This window comes from Sorangiineae bacterium MSr12523 (assembly GCA_037157775.1).
Lineage (GTDB): Bacteria > Myxococcota_A > Polyangia > Polyangiales > Polyangiaceae > Pendulispora > Pendulispora brunnea.
On record CP089982.1, the window covers coordinates 5,556,568 to 5,576,453 of the forward strand.

7 protein-coding genes are annotated in these 19,886 nt (G+C 68.1%); all 7 read right to left on the minus strand.

Annotation, left to right across the window (positions count from 1 at the left end):
* Window positions 1-5: 5 nt before the first annotated feature.
* Genes LZC95_21265 through LZC95_21295 form a run of 7 tightly spaced genes read right to left on the minus strand, consistent with a single transcriptional unit; the run spans window position 6 to window position 19,882 of the window.
* Complete coding sequence (locus LZC95_21265) at window positions 6-13,223, minus strand: non-ribosomal peptide synthase/polyketide synthase (GenBank protein WXA99338.1); 13,218 nt, start codon at window positions 13,221-13,223, stop codon at window positions 6-8.
* Between the two features lie 58 nt (window positions 13,224-13,281).
* Complete coding sequence (locus tag LZC95_21270) at window positions 13,282-13,491, minus strand: MbtH family protein (GenBank protein WXA99339.1); 210 nt, start codon at window positions 13,489-13,491, stop codon at window positions 13,282-13,284.
* Entirely contained in the window at window positions 13,478-14,275 is a 798-nt protein-coding gene (locus LZC95_21275; protein WXA99340.1) for a thioesterase domain-containing protein, read from the minus strand. Before LZC95_21275 ends, LZC95_21270 begins: the two co-directional genes overlap by 14 nt.
* A gap of 6 nt (window positions 14,276-14,281) precedes the next feature.
* Entirely contained in the window at window positions 14,282-15,547 is a 1,266-nt protein-coding gene (locus tag LZC95_21280) for a cytochrome P450 (GenBank protein WXA99341.1), read from the minus strand.
* Window positions 15,544-17,334 (minus strand): non-ribosomal peptide synthetase, encoded by a 1,791-nt coding sequence (locus LZC95_21285; protein ID WXA99342.1) that lies wholly within the window; start codon window positions 17,332-17,334, stop codon window positions 15,544-15,546. Before LZC95_21285 ends, LZC95_21280 begins: the two co-directional genes overlap by 4 nt.
* Window positions 17,331-18,848, minus strand: a complete 1,518-nt coding sequence (argH, locus tag LZC95_21290; protein WXA99343.1) for an argininosuccinate lyase — start codon at window positions 18,846-18,848, stop codon at window positions 17,331-17,333. Before argH ends, LZC95_21285 begins: the two co-directional genes overlap by 4 nt.
* Window positions 18,845-19,882, minus strand: a complete 1,038-nt coding sequence (locus LZC95_21295) for a cysteine synthase family protein (GenBank protein ID WXA99344.1) — start codon at window positions 19,880-19,882, stop codon at window positions 18,845-18,847. Before LZC95_21295 ends, argH begins: the two co-directional genes overlap by 4 nt.
* Between the last annotated feature and the right edge of the window lie 4 nt (window positions 19,883-19,886).

Below are 19,886 nucleotides of genomic sequence, written 5' to 3' on the forward strand. Positions count from 1 at the left end.
GGCGATTACTCTCCGGCGCTCCGTTCCTCGGCCTCGAGTTCCCGGAGGAGGCGGGCCACTTCTTCATCGGAGAGCTCGTCGACCTTGGCCAGCATGGCCTCGGAGGTCGATTGCGTGGTGCGCGCAAGCTCGGGGGCGCTGGGAACCGTGCCCGACTCGGGTGCGGCCGCCAACGCGAGCGACTCGAGGTACACAGCGAGGTTCGCAATGGTGGACGCCTCGAAGAACGTGCGCACCGTGAGATCGACGTCGAGTGCGGAGCGGATGCGCGAGATGACCTGCGTCGCCAGGAGCGAGTGCCCGCCCAGCTCGAAAAAGTCGTCCTCGACCCCCACCCGCCCGAGGCCGAAGGCCTCCGCCCAGATCGCGGCCAAGGTCTGCTCCAGCGGCGTCCTTGGCGCGACGTACTCCGCCGAGGCGGCCGGCGCCGGGCGCGCGGGGCTCTCTTCGCGAACGCGGCCCAGCGACTCGAGGCCGGCCAGGTCGATGTCACCCATGGCGCGCGCCGGATCGGCGGCCACGCCTTCGAGCAGCAACCGATAGGCATCGAGGATCCGCTCGGCGGTCGCCGCTTCGAAAAGATCGACCGCGTACTCCATCGAGGCCTCGAGCCGCCCGTCGTTCTCGATGCACGTGACGGTGAGGTCGAACTTCGAGGTTGCGCTGTGCACCGCAAAGGGCGTCACGCGAAGCGCGGTCAGCCCCAAGGGAGCATTTGCCGGCGTGTCGAGCAGGAACATCACTTGAAAGAGCGGCGTCCGGCGCATGTCGCGCGGCACGTTGAGCTCCTCGACGAGCTTTTCGAAGGGCAGATCCTGATGCGCATGGGCGCCGAGCACCCGCTCGCGGACTTGCCCGAGCAGCTCTTGAAAGGCCGTCTCGCGGGAGACGTGCGCGCGCAGGGCGAGGCTGTTGACGAAGAAACCGATCAACCCTTCCGTGGTCCCGTGGTGGCGGTTCGCGATGGGCGAGCCGACCACGATGTCCTCTTGCGCCGTGTACCGGGCGAGCAGCGCCTGAAACGCGGCCAGGAGCGTGATGAACAGCGTCGTTCCGTGCGCGTGGCTCAGAGCTTTGAGGCGCGCCGTGAGATCGGCGGAGAACACGGCACGCACCGTCGCACCTCGGTAGCTTGGCTCCGCCGGGCGCACATGATCCGTGGGCAGTGCCAGCATGGGCGGTGCGCCGGAAAGCTCCGTACGCCAGTACGCAAGCTGGGCCTCGAGGCGCTCGCCCGAGAGCCACGCCCGTTGCCAGGCTGCGAAGTCCGCGTATTGCACCTCGAGCTCGGGCAGCGCGTTCCCCTCGTAAAGCGAGGCCACCTCGCGCACCAACACGTCGAGCGACCAGCCGTCCGACACGATGTGGTGCATGGTCACGAGCAGAACGTGCTCCGTCGCCGAAAGCCGGAGCAGCCGCACGCGGAAGAGCGGGCCGCGCGCCAAGTCGAACGGGGCCCGGGCCTGCTCGTGCGCCATGGCGGCCACGTCGGCCTCAGAGGCAACGTTCGCCACTGGCAGGGACAGCGGCTGCGCAGGCTCGATGATCTGGGCGGGCTTTCCGTCCACCGTCACGAAGCGTGTGCGCAGCGACTCGTGGCGATGCACCACGCCCTCGAGGCTTGCCTCCAGCGCGTCGCGATCGAGCGGTCCCGCGAGGCGCACGCCGATGGGCATGTTGTAGGACGGATCGCCGGGTGTGAGCTGCTCGAGGAACCAGAGGCGCTGCTGGGCGAACGACAGCGGCAGCGGCCCCGTTCGCGGGCGCCGCACCAGTCGTGCGACCTGGGTCTCGGCCGTCGAACGATCTCCGTGCAACTCCACCGCCCGCGCGAGGCCGGCAACCGTGGGCGCATCGAAGAGCGCGCGAAGCGGAAGATCCACATCGAAGGCACGGCGGATGCGGGACATGAGCTGCGTGGCCAGAAGCGAGTGCCCACCCAGCTCGAAAAAGCTGTCCTCACGCCCCACCGACTCGGCACCCAGGAGCTCCCGCCAGAGCGCCGCAATTTGGCGCTCGGCCGGCGAGCTGGGGGCGGCGCTGCGCGATCCTTCGGCGCGCACGGGGGCCGGCAGCGCCTTGCGATCGATCTTGCCGTTCGGCGTGAGCGGCAACGCCTCGAGTTGCATGAACACCGCGGGAACCATGTACTCGGGCAAGGTCTGCGCGAGGGCAGCCTTGAGGATCGAAGCTTCCGGCGGCGTGCCGGGCGCCGCGGCCCAGTAGCCGACGAGCTGCTCGTCGCGCACCACCACCACCGCCTCGCGAACCCCGGGCTGGCGCACCAGGCACGCCTCGATCTCACCGAGCTCGATGCGGTAGCCGCGCACCTTGACTTGGTGATCGGCGCGGCCGAGAAACTCGATGTTCCCGTCGGGCAGGTAGCGCGCGACATCGAAGGTGCGATAGAGCCGAGCCCCCGGGGTCGACCCGAACGGATCGGGCACGAACGCGATCGCGGTTCTCTCCGGATCGTGCAAGTAACCCCGGCCCACGCCGATGCCGCCGACGTAGAGCTCCCCGGGCACGCCGACCGGCACCGGCTGCAGGTGCGCATCGAGCAGGTAGATGCGCATGTTGGCCACGGGCCGGCCAATGGGCATGTGAACGACGGAATCGGGCGGCGGCTCGTGGATCGCGTAGTGGGTGACGTCGTCCGAGCATTCCGTGGGACCGTAGGCGTTCAGCAACGGGATGCTCGGGTACTCGCCCAGCCAGCGGCGCGCGAGCTCCGGCGGCAGGGCCTCGCCCGTGGGGACGAGCCAGCGGAGCGCGAGCTGCCTTCGCGCGGGCTCGGCGAGCAAGGTGCGCAGCACCGAGGGCACGGTCTCGAGGATCGTGATGCGGTCTTGCTCGATGGCCTCGAGGAGCCTCCCCGGATCGGTGGCCACCTCGTCGTCGTAGACGTGGACGGCGCCCCCGGTCACGAGCGAGACGAGGAACTGCCAGACGGAGATGTCGAAGCATTGCGACGCGGTCTGCGCGACGCGGTCCTCGCGGGTGAGGCCAAGGTCGGCGATCTTCGCGTAAATGTGGTTCAGCATCCCGCGGTGCTCGACCATGGCGCCCTTCGGCAGGCCCGTCGATCCGGAGGTGTAGATCACGTAGGCGAGATCGCCCGGGCACGCGCGCTGCGGCACGTTCGCGAGGGATCCCGGACGCGCCAGGAGCTCCTCCAAACCGAGCACGCGCGGGCGCTCGCCCGGGAGCATGGCGAGGGCGGGTTCGAGGCGCGCGCGAAGATCGCCGCCGACGAGCACCCAGGGCGCTTGGCTCTGCCCCAGGACTTGCGTGTAACGATGCGCCGGATGCCGCGGATCGAGCGGGAGATAGGCGCCGCCGGCCTTCAACACGGCGAGCACCGCCACGAGAAAATCGTTGGACCGCTCCGCCAAGAGCGCGACGATCCTTCCCGGGCCCACCCCCAGCTCGGCGAGCTGCCACGCCAGCCGATTGGCCTTCTCGTTCAGCGCGCGGAACGAGAGTGTGTCGTGCCGATCGACCGCGGCCACCGCGGTGGGGGTACGCGCCGCCTGGGCCTCGAAGAGCGCGGGCAGGCACACGTTCTCGGGCACGGCCCGCGCCGAGTCGTTCCACGTGACGAGCTGCTCGTGCTGCTCGTCCGCGGTCAGCAGCGGCAGCTCGGAGAGCCGCAGCTCGGGTTGCTCCGCAGCGCCCGCGAGCAGCGTATTCAGGTGCCGTGCGAAGCGAGCCATCGTCGCTTCGTCGAAGAGCTCCGTGCTGTACTCGAGTGTACCTGTCAGCCCCGTCTCGGTCTCCGTCAGGAACAGCGTGAGATCGAGCGTGGTGTACCCCGTCGGCACCTCCTCGCGGCGCAGGGCGAGGCCGGGCAGCGACATCGATTGCACCGGGAGATTCTGCAGGACGAGCATCACCTGGAAAATCGGAGCACGGCTCGCATGCCGCTCCACCGCGAGGGCATCGACCATCTTCTCGAAGGGGACGTCTTGATGCGCAAACGCCCCGAGGCTCCGCTCGCGCACCTGGCGAACGAGCTCCGCAAACGATGGATCCGCTGAAAGATCGGCCCGAACGGGCAACGCATTGACGAAAAAGCCCATCATGGGCTCCGTCTCGGGGCGCGTGCGGTTCGCCACGAGGGTGCCCACCACGACATCACGCTGGCCGGACAGCCTCGCGAGCAGCGCATGGAATCCCGCGAGCACCGTCATGAAGAGCGTGGACCCCTCGCGCTTGGCGAGTGTGGCGAGGGCCTCCGCCGTGGCCAGCGGAACGTGCACATCTCTGCGCGCACCGCGGTACGTTTGCGCGGGCGGACGCGGGCGGTCCGTCGGGAGCTCCAGCGCCAGTGGTGCATTTGCAAGCTGCTCGCGCCAGTAACCGAGTTGCGATTCGAGCGCGTCCGGTGAGAGCGCCCGGCGCTGCCAGGTTGCATAGTCGGCGTACTGGTAGGCGAGCTTGGGCAGCTGCGACGGCTGCCCTCGGGTGAAGGCCGCGTAGAGCTCTCCGAGCTCGCGGGCCACGACGCCTGCGGACCATGCGTCGGTCACGATATGGTGAAACGTGATCGCCAACGCGTGCTCCACGTCGCCGAGCCGGTAAAGGGTCGCGCGGTAGAGCGGCCCCACGGCCAACGCGAACGGGCGGCCTGCGTCCTCGCGCATCCTGCGTGCGAGCTCCGCCTCCCTCGGTCCCTCCTCGAGCATCGAGAGATCGGCCTCGGATACGCGGGACAAGATCTCCTGCGCGTCGAAGGCGGCGATGCGCTGAACGGGGCGGCCGTCGCGCCCCTCGAACGTGGTGCGCAGGATCTCGTGCCGGGCCACGAGCTCCGCGAAGCTCCACTTCAACGCGGCGACGTCGAGCATCCCCGAAAGTCGGAGCACACTGGCGGTGTTGTACGCGGGGCTCTCAGGCTCGAGCTCCGCGAAGAACCAGAGCCGCTCTTGCGAGAACGACAAGGGCAGATCCCCGTCGCGGGCAACCCGCTCGAAGGGCACCTGTCCCCTGCCCGCGTCCACGAGCTTCGACTCCACGACGGCCGCGAGCTCCTCGACGGTGGGCGCTTGGAAGAGGCTCTGCAGCGGCAGCTCGATCTGGAACGCCGCACGCACCCGCGAGGCGAGCTGCGTGGCAAGAAGCGAGTGGCCTCCCAGGTCGAAGAAATCGTCGTTCGCCCCCACCCGGGGCCGGCCGAGCACGGACCCGAAAAGCTCCGCCAGCTGCTCCTGGACCTTGCCCTGCGGCGCGACGTACTCCTCCGAGGTCGCGGCATCGTTCGCATCGGGCGCGGGAAGCGCGCGCCGGTCGACCTTGCCATTGAGCGTCAGCGGAAGCGCGTCGAGGAAGACATAGGCCGAGGGGATCACTTGCGAGGACATCCGGTCCCGCAGGTGCTGCGTCAGATCCTTCGGCGAGGGCTCGGCGTCCCGGCTCACCACGTACGCCACGAGCCGCTTTTCCCCGCCGTCGTCGCGCACGATCACGGCGCAGTCGGCCACATCTGGATGTTGCCCAAGCAGCGATTCGATCTCGCCAATCTCGACGCGGATCCCGCGAATTTTGACCTGGTGGTCGGTGCGGCCCAAGAACTCGATGCTCCCGTCCTCGAGGTAGCGAACGCGGTCGCCGATCCGGTACATGCGGCTGCCCGGCACCTCCGAGAACGGATCGGGAAGGAATGCCCGTGCGGTCTTGACCGGATCTCCGAGGTAGCCCCGGCCGACGCCGACGCCGCCGATGAACATCTCGCCGGCGACGCCGATGGGCACGGGCTCGAAGTTCAGGTCAAGGATGTAGACCTGAAGATTGGGCAAGGTGCCGTTGATGGGCATGGCCGCCCAAGAACGCACGGGGGCGGTCTCGATTTTGTAGTGTGCCGTATCGTCGGAGCATTCCGTGGCGCCGTACGCGTTGATCATCTTGGCGTGCGGCACGCGCGCGAACCAGCGAACGCATAGCTCGGAGGGCAACGCTTCGCCGTTGACGATGAACCAGCGCAGCGCGGACAGATCGTAGGCGTCGGGGTTGGCCTCGAGTTCCTCGACCATCAATTTCATGTGGGCGGGCACCGTCTCGAGGATGGTCACGCCGTCGCGTGCCATTTGCGCGAGGAGGCGCGCGGGATCCCATGCGCTGTCGTCTCGGAAGATGGCCGTGCGGCCGCCCACGAGGAGCGCCGACACGAATTGCCAGATCGAGACATCGAAGCTCTGCACCGCGATTTCGGCCACCACGTCGGCCTGGGTCATCTCGAGGTCGAAGACCTTCGCGAGCAGGTGGTTCTTCATGCCCACGTGCTCGAGCATGGCGCCCTTCGGCGTGCCGGTGGAGCCCGAGGTGAAGATCACGTACGCCAAGCCGCGCGGATGCAGTGCGCGCGATGGCTTCGCGGAATCGGCGCCTTGGACGAGCGCTTCGACCGACGAGAGGCGGCCTGCACCACCGTCGAGCGTCCTCCCGAGCTCCGCGTGTTCGTCTCCGCAGAGGATGAGCGCGCAGCGGCAGTCTTCCACGATCGACCCGAGGCGTGCCGCGGGGAGTGCGGGGTCGAGCGGGACGTAAGCAATGCCGCTCTTGAAGAGGCCAAGCATCGCGACCAGAAATTCCAGATCGCGGTCGTGCAGGATGGCCACGATGCGCTCGGGGCCGATGCCCCGCGCCCGCAGGGCGTTGGCTACACGGTTGGCGCGTGCGTCGAGCTCCGCGTAGGTGAGCGACTCGCCCTCGCACGTGGCTGCGATGGCCGAGGGGGTGCGCTCGACCTGCCGCTCGAACATGTCCGCGAAGTAGCCCTCTTGGTTCCACTCGATTGCGGTGCGGTTGAAGTCGACGACGAGCTGTTGTCGCTGCTCGGGCGCGAGGAGCGGCAGCGACTCCATGGCGCGCTCCGGGTTCTCCACGATAGCCTCGAGCAGGACGCGGTAGCTCGTCGCGAGCCGCGCGATCGACGACGCATCGAAGAGGTCCGTGTTGTACTCGAACCAGCCCTCGAGGCCGTTCTCCGATTCCTCCAGCAGAAGCTCGAAATCGAACTTGGCCGATCCGCTGTCCGTGGGCTCGATTTCGAGGGAGAGACCGGGGGCGGAAATGCCGCGCAGCGGGGCCGGCTCGAGGCTGAAGACGACCTGGAAGATGGGCGATCGGCTCGGATCGCGCTCGATGCCGAGCCCGTCGACGAGGCGCTCGAACGGAACGTCCTGATGCGCGTACACACCGAGCGCGCGCTCGCGCGTCCGCTGCAGGAGGTGCGTGAAGCCGTGCGACGTGTCGACCTGCGTACGGACGGGAAGCAAGTTGACGAAGTGGCCGATGAGGCCCTCCGCCTCGGCGCAGCCGCGGTTGGCGAGCGGGACGCCCACCACGACATCACGCTGAACGGCATAGCGCGATACGAGGAGCGAGAACGCGGCCAGGCAGGTCATGAAGAGCGTGGCTTCGTGGCGCAGGCCGAGCGCACGCAAGCGCGCCGTCAGATCGGGCGGTAGCGCGATGCGATGGCGCGCGCCCCGGTAGGTCTGCACCGGCGGCCGGGCGCGATCCGACGGGAGGTCGAGGCTCGGGGGTGCGCCCTCGAGCTGCGTGCGCCAATAGGCCAACTGCGTCTCGACGACGGAGGCGGTCATCGCCTCGCGGGTCGCCGTCGCGACGTCGGCGTACTGCACGGGCAGGTCGGCGAGCCTCGCGGGGCGGTTCTCCGCCCGCGCCGAGTAGACCTCGACCAGCTCGCGAAGCATGATGCCCATCGACCAGCCGTCGCTGACCATGTGGTGCACCGTGAGCAAGAGCACGTGTTCCTCGGGGCCGAGGCGAACCAGCGCGGCACGCAGCAGCGGTGCCGTCGCCAGATCGAACGGCTCCGTGGCATAGCGGAGCGCCAGGGTTTTCAAGGACGCCTCGCCCACGTCGACCAAGGGCACGTCGAAGGGTGGCGCGGCCATCACATGCTGCAGCACCCGGCCATCGGGCTGCGCCACGAACGCGGTGCGAAGGGTCTCGTGCCGCTGGATCACCTCCCGGAGGCTCTCGATGAGTCCTTCGCGGTGGAGCACGCCGCGCAGGCGAACGGCAGCCGGCATGTTGAACATGGGGGAGCCGGGCGCGAGCTGCTCGAGGAACCAGAGACGCTCCTGCGCGAACGAGAGCGGCATCGCGCCTCCCCGCTCGCCGCGCGGAACGATGCCCGCCGTCGAGGTGCTGCGGGCGCTTTCGACGGCGCGCGCGAGGCGTTCCACCGTGCGCGCCTCGAAGATGGCCTGCAAGGGCAGCTCGACACGGAAGTTCGCGCGCAGCCGCGAGACCAGGCGCGTCGCCAGGAGCGAGTGTCCGCCGAGGTGCCAGAAATCGTCGGTGGCGCCGATGTGCGGGTTCCCGAGCAACTCGGCAAACGCGCGCGCGACGGTGCGCTCGGCTTCGGTGCGCGGAAGGATGACGTCCCGCTCGAAGATGGCTTCGTCGACCGCGGGCAAGGCTGCGCGATCCACCTTGCCGTTGGGGGTCAACGGCAGCGTATCGAGCGCAACGAAGACCGCGGGAACCATGTAATCGGGCAAGCGCTGGCCCAAGGGCTCGCGCAACTCGGCCGCGGAGGCGTGCGCGCCCGCGACACCGGGCACCCAATACGCCACGAGGCGCGGTGTGCCGCTCGGATCGAGGTCCGTCACCGCCACGGCGTCGTTCACTTGGGGAAGGTCGCGCAGCGCGGCTTCGACCTCACCGAGCTCGATGCGAAAGCCGCGGATTTTGACCTGACCATCACGCCGCCCGAGGCACTCGATGTCGCCCGATGGAAGAAACCGCGCGATGTCCCCGGTTCGGTACAAGCGACTGCCCGGCCGCGGGTCGAAGGCATCGGGCAAAAATCGCTCCGCGGTAAGTTCGGGACGACCGAGGTAGCCTCGTGCCAATCCGGCGCCGCCGATCATGAGCTCCCCGGAGATGCCCACGGGAACGGGCTCGAAGTGCTCGTTCACGATGTGGATCGTCGTGTTGTCGAGCGGCCTGCCGATCACCACGGGGCCTTCGCCAAGGCGCGCGGCGGTGGACCAGATCGTCGTCTCGGTGGGGCCGTACACGTTCCACGCACCACCCCCTGCCCGCGCATGAAGGGCATGTGCAAGATCCGGAGGCAACGCCTCTCCGCCACAGAGAACCTTGAGCGACGGCCGGTGGCCCATGCCGCTCTGCACGAGCATCCTCCAGGTCGACGGCGTCGCCTGCATCACGGTGGCTTCGCCGAGGCGCGCGAGCAAAAGCTCCGCATCGGAGGCGGTGCGCTCATCGGCCAGAATGACGCGGGCACCCACCGTGAGCGGCCAATAGAGCTCGAGCGCGGCGATGTCGAAGGCCAAGGTCGTGACGGCCAACAAGCGATCGCCGGGCACCAAGCCGATCGTGCGTTGCATGGCCGCGAGCAGGTTCACCACCGCGCGATGGGAAACTTGTACGCCCTTCGGACGTCCCGTCGATCCGGACGTGTAGAGAACGTAGGCCAGCGAACCGGGATCGCGCACCGGGAGCGGCTGCACCGGGACATCGCGATCGATGCGGTCCACGAAGACGGTGCGCGCCTCGCTCGCGGGCAGTCGCTCACGAAGCCGCGCCTGCGTGATGATCACGCGGGCGCCGCAGTCGGCGAGCACGAAGGCGATGCGCTCTTTCGGGTGGTGCGGGTCGACGGGCACGTACGTACCGCCGGCCTTCATCACGGCGAGCACCGCCACGAGCACCTCGACGGACCGCTCGAGCGCAATGGCGACCAGCTCCTCGGGGCCCACGCCCCGCGCGAGAAGGTGCTGCGCGAGCTGCTCGGCACGCGCATCGAGCTCCGCGTACGTCACGCGTGCCTCGCCGAATTCGACGGCCACCGCGTCGGGCGTTTTCGCAGCTTGGCGTTCGATCCACTCGTGGATGCACACGTCGCGTACGGTCGCTGCCGTGTCATTCCACGCGGCAAGCTGCCGGTACTCCTCGTCGCCGAGCAGCGGGAGCTGGCCGAGGGCGCGATGCGGGTCGGCGATGGCGGCGGCCAGCATGCGCGTGAAGTGGCCAGCCATGCGGGCCACCGCGGTGCCATCGAGGCGGTCCGCGTTGTATTCGAAGCTACCGACCAGTCCTCGGGCACCGCGCGCGACGTTCAGCGTGAGATCGAGCGGCGTGTCGTGCACGAGCGGCGGCATCGATTCGACGTGGAGCCCATGCAGGTCGAGCACGCCGCCCTCCCGCCCCACGGCAAAGGGCGCGAAGGCCGCTTCGTCGAAACGAACGCCGCGCTGGAGGCTGAACATCACTTGGAAGATCGGCGACCGTCCCGCCTCACGCCGCGGGGCCAAGCGCTCGACGAGCCGCGCGAAGGGATAATCCTGGTGTTCGAGCGCCGACGTGACCTTCGAGCGAACCTTGCGCAGCAGCGAATCGAAGGTCTCGCCCTCGTCGAGCTGAACGCGCAAGGCCAGCGGATTGACGAAGTAGCCCACCAGCGGCGAAAGCCCGGCATGGCGGCGACCGCTCGTGGGCATCCCCACGACGAGATCGCGCTCGCCGGTGTACCGATGGAGCAAAGCCTGGAAGGCCGTCAAAAGCACCGTAAATACCGTGCTGCCGGTTTCGCCCGCCAGGGCCTCCAGCGCGCGCGAAAGCCCCTCGTCCAGCGTGAAGGGCTCCGAGCCCGCGCGCTGGCTCGACGGGTTTCCGCCCCGGCGTGCGCAAAGGTTCAACTCGGGCAAGCTGCCGCCCAGTTCCTTTTCCCAGTAGCGAAACTGCTGCTCGGCGTCGTTGGAGGCCAGCCATCGAGCCTCGCCGAGGGCGTGCTCCTGGAAGGTCGTCGCGAGGGGTGGCAGCGCTCCGCCGGTGTAGAGGGTCCCCAGCTCGTCGAGCATGACCGTGAGCGACCAGAGATCGCTCACCAGGTGATGGACCACCAGGAGAAGGACGTGTTCGTCGGGTGCGGTGGAGAGGAGAAGGACGCGGAAGAGCGGACCATTTCCGACGTCGAAGGGCCTGCGGACCTCGGTCTGGAGGCGCAACTGCACGGCGCCTTCGTCGGAGCCGTACCGCACCTCGTGTGCGAATGCGACGTCGGCCTGGGCATGCACGCACTGCCGAGGTTCACCGTCGGCGGACTCGAAGGTCGTGCGCAACGCCGCATGGCGATCGACCAGCGCTTGAAATGCCGCCTTCAGGGTCGCGACGTCGAGGGGCGTGGTGATCCGCACGGCACGGGCAATCGCGTACGACGAGCTCTCCGGCATGAGCTCGTGCAAGAACCAAAGCGCGCGCTGGCCCTCGGACAGGGGCGACGCGGCCGACGGCGCAAGCTCGGGCGAGGGCGAGCGCGAAGGCGACGGAGACGCGGATGGCGACGCCCAGCGCTCCATGTCGGCGGCCAGCGAACCGATGGTCGCACCTTGCAGCAGGCTGCTCAGCGCCGGCGCCGCGCCGAGATCGGTCTCGATGGCGTGCAGCAGCTCGATGCTCTGGATCGAGTCGAGCCCGTACTGCGTCACCGGCACGTCGACATCGATCTCCTCCGGATCGACGCCCACGACCTTGGCGACCTTCAAGGCCAGGAAAAGCGCCATGCCGGCCGCGTCCTTCGGCTTGCGTGCTCGCTTGCCGGCGCGCGCTTTCTCCGGCGCGGTCACCTTCCACGACGCGAGTGGCTGAAGGTCGCCCCGCACGAAGGCGTCACGGCACGCGCGCCGCTGAATCTTGCCGCTCGACGTCTTGGCGATCTGCCCGGGTCCGAGCAGGACCACCGCCGCGGGTTGAAGCTCGTGCTCCTCGGCCACCGCGCGGTGTACCGCCGCGAACACATCGTCGAACCCCTCGACCCGACGCGGGTCGACCTCGCACACCACGACGAGCTGCTCGCCGTCGGCCGCATCGACGGAAAAAGCCGCCGCGCAGCCAGCCCGCAGCGCGGAATGGCTCGTCTCGACGGTCCGCTCGATGTCCTGCGGGTAATGGTTCTTCCCGCGCAGAATGATCAAATCCTTGCATCGGCCTGCGATGAACAAATCCTCGCCATCCAGAAAGCCGAGATCGCCCGTGCGCAGATACCGCTCGCCGTCGATGCGCGCTCCGAACACGGCCTCGGACTCGTCGGCCCGCCGAAAATAGCCCTGCGCCACACTTTCGCCACGAAGCCAAATCTCGCCGATGGCGCCGGGCGCACACGGTTCGTTCGTCGTGGGGTCGACGATGCGTAGCTGCTGCTCCGAGAATGATCGGCCGGAACTCACCAATGCCCGTCCATCGAACCGACGAACCACCGGCACACCGGTGCGCGGCCCGCCCGATACGATGAGCGTCGCCTCCGCGAGGCCGTAGCAGGGATAGTACGCCTCGCGGCGGAACCCAGAGGGCCCGAACGCCTCGGCAAACCTGTCCAGCGTATCGGCGCGAATGGGCTCTGCGCCGCTGAAGGCGACGGTCCACGAGCTCAAATCGAGCGTCGCGCGCTCCTCGGGCGTGCTCTTGCGAACGCACAGATCGTACGCAAAATTGGGCCCCCCGCTCACCGTGCCGCGATGCTTCGAGATGGCCTCGAGCCAGCGCAACGGGCGCTGCAAAAAGCTGATCGGCGACATCAGCACGGTGGGATAGCCGGTGAACATCGGCTGGAGCACGCCGCCGATGAGCCCCATGTCGTGATACGGCGGGAGCCAAATGATGGCGCGCGATTGCTCGTCCAGCTCGAAGCCGCGCTCGATGAGCCCAAAGTTGTGAAGCAGATTTCCGTGCGTGAGAACCACGCCCTTGGGCGAACCCGTCGAACCCGACGTGTACTGCAAAAACGCCACCGTCGCCGCATCCACCGCCGTCGGACGCCAATCGTCCGCCTCGCCCGCGTGGATCACGTCCGTGGCAATCCAGGGCAGCCCGGCCAACGCGCCCGACTCCGAAAAGAGCGCAGGCCCCACCGAAACGATGGCCTCGGTCGCGAGCAAGAAGCGCGCATCGGCATCCTCGATCAGCGAGAGCAGCCGCGGAAGCGTCCGCCCGAGGCGCGCGGGATCGGGCGGATACGCAGGCACCGCCACCACGCCCGCATAGAGGCAGCCGAGGAAGGCCACCACGTAATCCACGCCTGGTGGATAGAGAAGCACCGCGCGCTCGCCGGACGCCCCTTCGCGCATGAGACGCGCCGCCACCGCCCTCGCTCGGCGATCGAGCTCCGCGTAGGTGATGTCCACCTCGGAAGCACCTTCGAGGAAGGTCAGTGCGGTGCGATGGCCCATGTGGGTGGCCCGTCCACGAAGGAGGTCCACGAGAGACGAGACGGCGCGCGGATTCAAACTAGTTCTCCTGCATCTTCTCGCGGAGGCTCCGCGGACGCATGTCGATCCAGACTTCTTTGATATGGGCCAAACACTCGGTCTTCGAGCCGCTCTTGCCGGCGTCGCTCCAGCCGAGCGGATTCGCTCGATGGGCAGGCCAAATCGAGTATTGCTCCTCGTGATTGACTACGACTTTGTACTGCGTTCGATCTTCGTCATCGTGTTGCATGGGGATACCTTTCGATTGCCTTGCGCATGTCGCTGGCCATTTCGGCGAGCAGCGGCATGGGCGCCTTGAGGAACTCGTAGTGCGAGCCTTCGAGCACGATCTGGCGGAACGAGCCCGCCTCCGTGTACGCGTCCCACCCCTCCATCAGGCTGGGCGCCACCTCGCGGTCCTCCTCCCAGCCGAACACGGTGATCGCGCACGGTAGCTTCACCGGCGCATCGAGGCGGTAGCCCTTGTTGGCCTCCACGTCGGCGCGCAGCACCTCGAGCCCCAGTTCGACGAGGCTCGGATCGGGAACACCGCCCATGGCACGAACGAGCCCCTCGAGCTCGATCGCGAGCTCGCCATCGTCCATCGAGAGGAATCGTCCATAGGGTCCCCGGTGCGGGGCAACTTGCGACGAAATGAAAAGACACGAAGGCACGGGCGCGTGCTCCGACGGCCCGCGCTCCTGCAAGGCGCGCGTGAGATGCAGCGCCGTCGCGAAACCCGGCAGGGCGCCGCCGCAGTGCCCGAAAAAGGCGAACGGCCGATCGAGGTACGGCAGCAGCACCGGCACGAGATCGGCAGCCAGGGCCTCGTACGTGCCGTAGTGCGCATCACGCAGGCGATTTTCGCGCCCGGGGGGCTGCAGAAGGCACACCTCGGCGGGACCAATGCGTTCCGGCCATCGGCTGTACATCGAGGCGCCGCAACCGGAATACGGCAGGCAGAAAATTCGGGCCGGTGCGTCGTCTTTCGGGCGCCGCAAGAGCCACTTGCGCTTGTTTTGGTTCGGTTCCATCGAGGATCAGGCGCTCTCGAGCAGCTCGGCGGCGCCGGCCCGCAAGCGCGCCGCCACCGGCAGATGTTTGAGACCGGCGACGAAGTTCGACTTGAGGTGCACGGCCGGACCTCGCCCCTCGAAGGCCTCCACCACACGGACGATCTCCTCGAACAGCAGATTCAGCGCAATGCGGGCCAGCGGGGCGCCGATGCAATAGTGCGGACCGAAGCCAAAGGCGATGTGCCGATTCGGAGTGCGCCCCACGTCGAAGCGGTACGGATCGGGAAACGCGTCCTCGTCCCGATTCGCCGAGCCAAGCCAGACGGCCAGCGCATCGCCGCGCTGGATGGACACGCCGCGCAAGGTCAGATCGCGCACGGCATAGCGCATGAAGTGGTTCGCCGGTGACGCCCAGCGCAGTCCCTCCTCCACGGCGCTCGGTACGAGGGCGGGCCGTTCGAGCAAGCGGCGGTACTCGCCGGGGTGCTCGATGAACGCCTGCACGGTCGTCGCGATGGCGTGGGGCGTGGTGACGTTCGCGCCCAGCAGCAGGCTGTAGCAGTTGTACACGATCTCGTCGTGGCGGAGCCGCTCACCGCCCGCCTCCATCCGGATCAGGAAGTCGATGAGATCGCGATCGCGGCTGCCATCGCGCCGGTGCACCTCGTCGGAGAAGTACTCGAACAGCTCGTGGTGCGAGGCTGCCAAGGTGGCGCGGGAGCTTCCCTCCTGGAACTCCGAATCGTCGGGCGCGATCGCCATGGTGGTGAGCCGCGTGAGACGAGGCCAGTCGGCTTCCGGAAGGCCCATCAGGGTCCCGGTGAAGGCCATGGGAAAGTTCGCCCCCGCTTCCGCAATGTCCCAGGTCGCCCCGTCCGCGAGGGGCGCGAGCAGCCTGTGCACGATGCGGCGGATCTGCGGCTTGCGCTCATTCAACGAGCGGTGCGAGAGCATCTTCATCAGCGGCTCACGCATCGCCCCGTGGCGGGGCGGGTCCGTGGCGGCCATCATCTTTCCGCTGGCCGGATCGTCCTGACCGAGAATGCACAGCAAGGTGCCGCGTTGCGACGTGAAGCGCGTGTGATCGCGCAGGACATCGTTGGCGTCGTCGTACTTGGTCACCGACCAAAAGAAACGCCCATCGCGGAGCGTCTGGCGGTGAATCGGGGCGCGTTGCCGCAGCGCTTTCCACAGCGGGTGCGGATCGCCCGATGCGTACAGCTCGGGGTCGAAGAGATCGATCGCATCGAGATCGACCTCGAGCGGCTCTCGGGGCACGGAGATCTTCATGGCAGCGCGGCGGCTCCTGCGGGTGCGGGTTTTCGCTCGGACATGCTTTGGACGAGCCGCGCGAGCTCGGCGACCGTCGCATTCTGGTAAAAATGGCGAGCGCGGATGCTCACGTCGTGCTCCATGGCAATCTGGCGGGTGATCTCGCTGGCCATGAGCGAATGGCCCCCCAGCTCGAAAAAGTCGTCGTCGACGCCGACCTCGCCCACCTCGAGCAGATCGGCCCAGAGCGCGGCGAGCCACTCTTCCATGTCGCCTTGCGCCGCCCGAAAGGCCACGCCCACGTCGGGCCGGTCACGGATGGTTCGCGCTTCCAGCGCCGTTCGATCGACCTTGCCGTTGCGGGTGAGCGGCAAGGATTCGAGCCGCACGAAGGAGGACGGCACCATGTACGGCGGAAGCGATGCCGCGAGCCGGCGGCGAAGCTGCGGCACCGCGATCTCGTGCTCGGAGACGAAAAACGCCACCAGCCGGCGGCCCGTGCGCGCGTGCTTCGGAGCGACGACGGCCACATCGCCGAGCTCGGGATCGGCGCGCATCGCGCTCTCGATTTCACCGAGTTCGATGCGAAAGCCGCGCACCTTGACCTGGCCGTCGGAGCGGCCGACGAACTCGAAGACGCCGTCCGCATTCCGGCGCACGAGGTCGCCCGTGCGGTACATGCGTGCGCCGGGTGCGCCGTCGAAGGGGTCGGGCACGAATCGTTCGGCGGTGAGATCGGGCTGGTTCGCGTAGCCACGGGCCACGCCCTCGCCACCCGCGCAGAGCTCTCCGACTTCGCCGTCCGGCACGGGCTGCAGCTCGGCATCGAGCACGTAGACGCGGGTGCCCGTGATGGGGACACCAACGGGCACCGAATCGGTTTCCACGGCGCGGGAGATGACGTGGCAGCACGTGAAGGTCGTGTTCTCCGTGGGACCGTACCCGTTCACCAGGCGCGTTTTGGGAAGGGCGGCGACGGCCCGGTTGACGTGCGGCACCGAGAGCACGTCGCCGCCGGCGAGCAGGTAGCGCAGCCCGGCCAGGCGCTCGATGGGGCCTTCGACCATCTGGTGAAACAGGCCCGCCGTGAGCCATGCGATGGTGATCGCTTCGTCGTGGATGACGTTTGCCAGCTCATCGAGCGAAGGCTCGCCGGGAGGAAAGACCACGAGCCGCGCTCCGTGCAGCAACGGCGCCCAAATTTCCAAGGTGGACGCGTCGAAGGCGATGGGGGCGAACTGAAGCACGACGTCATCGCTCGAGACGGACAGGTAGTTGGGATCGCGCACCAGGCGAAGCACCGCACGGTGCGGAACGGCGACGCCCTTGGGCTTTCCCGTGGAGCCGGAGGTGTAGGCCACGTACGCAACGTGCTCGGGCCCCACCGCGATCCCGAGATCCGCGTCGAGCGCGGGATCACCGGCGGCTGGGTGCTCCACGATCACCGAGGCTGCAAGCCCTTCGAACGGCTCGCGGAGCGATGGCTGCGTGAGCACGACGTCGATCCCCCCGTCGTGCAGCAGCAAGGCATGACGCGATCGCGGCTGCTTGGGATCGAGGGCTACATAACTCCCGCCCGCCTTGAGGATGGCGAGCAACGCGACCATCATGTCCAGCGAGCGCTCCATGCAGATCCCGACGGGGGTCTCGAGCCCTACGCCGCGATCGCGCAGCGTGCGGGCGAGGCGGTTGGCGCGCGCATTGAGCTCGACGTAGCCGAGTTCCTCGCCCAGAAAGCGGACCGCCACCCGACCCGGCGCGGCGTCCTTCACCGCCTGCTCGAATGCTTCGTGTACCGTCGTCATCGTTCGTTCCTTCTCTTCTGACTTTGAACGTCCGCCGCCGCGCGCTCGAGGCGCTCCTCCCCTTCCCTCCACCCTCGCGCCAGCGCCCGAACAGCGCTTCGCTGCCGAGTCCACGCCGACGAGAGCACCTCGGTGCAATGCTCGATCGAGGCCGGCCCAGGCCCGCCGCCGAACGACGAGGCGTGGGCCACGCGGACGACATCGAGCCCCGAAATCGCCACGCGCAGATTCGACGCGGCTTGCCAGCGCTGCGCCGCCTGCTCGAGCGGCTCCCCGCCGCGCTCGATGGCGTCGTTGATCAGCGATCCTACGGCATGGTGAGCGCTGCGAAACGGCATGTGAGCGTCGACCACCAGCCGATTGGCGAGCTCCGTGGCCGCCGTGTAACCCTCCTCGGCGCGCCGCCGCATGGCTTCGGCCTCGGGCTTTGCGCCACGCACCATCCAGCGAAGGATCTGCGCCGCCTCGCCCACGGCCTTCACCGCGCCCCACACCGGCGCAACGGCCTCGGTGCCGACCGAAATCGAGTTCGTGAACGGCTTGGCATGCATCGATGTCGCCGAGCTGACGAACGCGCCCAGCGCCTGCGCGCTGCGGCCTTGCACGTGCTCGAGCAGGTACGGGTTGCGCTTTTGCGGCATCATCGAGCTTGAGCCGACGAGGTGATCGGGCAGGCTCAGGAAGCCGAACTCCACGGTCGTCCACGTCAACAGGTCGCCGGCGATGCGGCTCAGGGTGACGCCGAGCATCGAGGCCGCCGAGAGGAGCCGCAGGACGACGTGGCGCGAGGCCACGGCATCGATGGAGTGAAACACCGGCTCGGTGAAGCCGAGCAGCTCCGCGGTGCGCTCCGGCCGAATGGGCAGCGACGTACCGCCCACCGCTCCGCCGCCGAGCGGGCATCGATTCAAGTCGTCCCCGGCCTCGAGCACCGCGTCGATGTCCCGCGCGAGCGCCGTGGCCACACCCGCGAGGTAGTGCCCGTACGTAATCGGGAGCGCAGCCTGGAAATGCGTGTACGCCGGCATCACCACGTCCGCGAAACGCCGTGCCCGGACGAGCAGCACGGCTTGCAGCCGCAGCGCTTCCCGCAAGAGTCCCACGAACGGCGCACGAAGGCGCAACCGCAACGTGGTCGCGCCCAAATCGTTGCGCGAGCGACCCGTCTGCAGGATGCCGCCCGTGTCCATGCCCAGCTGATCGCAGAGGTGGCGCTCGTACAAGAGGAAAAGCCCACGCGCCGCCGGCTGCCCGCGAAGCGGCGCAAAGGCCTGCGCGCGCAGTTCGTCGAGACCATCGAGCAGCGCTTTGGCGTGCGCCCGCGTGATGAGGCCGGCCTCCGCGAGCATGATCAGATGCGCGCGGTCCACCTGCACGACGTGCGGGAGCTCGGTGTCGATCGCCGCATCGGCCGTCTCGCCGAACACGATGCGCCGGATGGACACGGGTACCGGTCGCGCGATCCGGCCGGTACCGGCGCTGCTCGAGTTGCCGGGGTCGTTAGGCTGACTCATGCCGCCTGTTCGAGCACTTGCTGCAGGGTGCGCCGATTCCACGCAAACGACGCCCAATGCCCGGTCGCCGTGCGCGGATCGTCCGCCACGAGCGGCGCTTGCGGGAGCGCGTCCAAAACGAGGTCTTTCTCGCGCAACCACGCGTCGTTGTAGACCGTGTCCTGGTAGCGGTATCCCTCGTCGGGGAAGATGACCACGGCCTTTTTGTCCGGGTGCTGCTTGGCCCACCACCGCGCGACCAAATAGGCCGTTCCGCTCGTCGGCCCCATGTAGAGCGCGTGCTCGCGGTGCAGGGCACGGGTCGCCGCAAAGCCGGCGGCGGCGCTCACCCAATGCGCCTCGTCGATTTGAGGATGGTCGACGTTCTTGGGCATGATGCTGTTTCCCAATCCGCGCAGCAAACGCCCCTTTTGATCGGGCTGCCCGAAGAGAACGCTGCCGAAGGTGTCGATGCCCACGACCTTCATCTTCGGAAAAAGGTGCCGCAGGTACGCGCCCGTACCGAATACCGAGCCCCCCGAGCCGACGGTGCCGAGCAAACAGTCGACCTGCCCCACCGACTCCGCCACCAACTCTGCAAACGGCGCATACGCCGCGGGGTTGTGCGGGTTCGCATACTGGGACGGCCAAAAATGCTCCGGATATTCCGCCTGCAATTCGGCCATGCGCGCGAGCCGCGCGCCCTGCAGACCACCGGTGGGAGCCGGGGTTCGCACGATCTCGACCCGGGCGCCCAGCTCCTCCAGCCGGCGCTGCAGGGGCGGCTCGATGGCCGGATCGCTCACGATGATGAGCGGATATCGACGAAGACAGCAGATCATCGCCAGGCCGAGCCCCAGCGTGCCCGATGTCGTTTCGATGACCGTCGTGCCGGGCTTCAGGCGCCCTTCCGCGGCCGCGCGATCGAGCATGAAGCGCGCGGGAAGCAGTTTCATCAACGTGAAGGCCGCACCGTACAGATTTTCCGAAAGGCGAATGATGCGTGGAAGCGCCTGCGCGTCCACCACCGACGAATCGGGATGACGATTTCTCATGGAG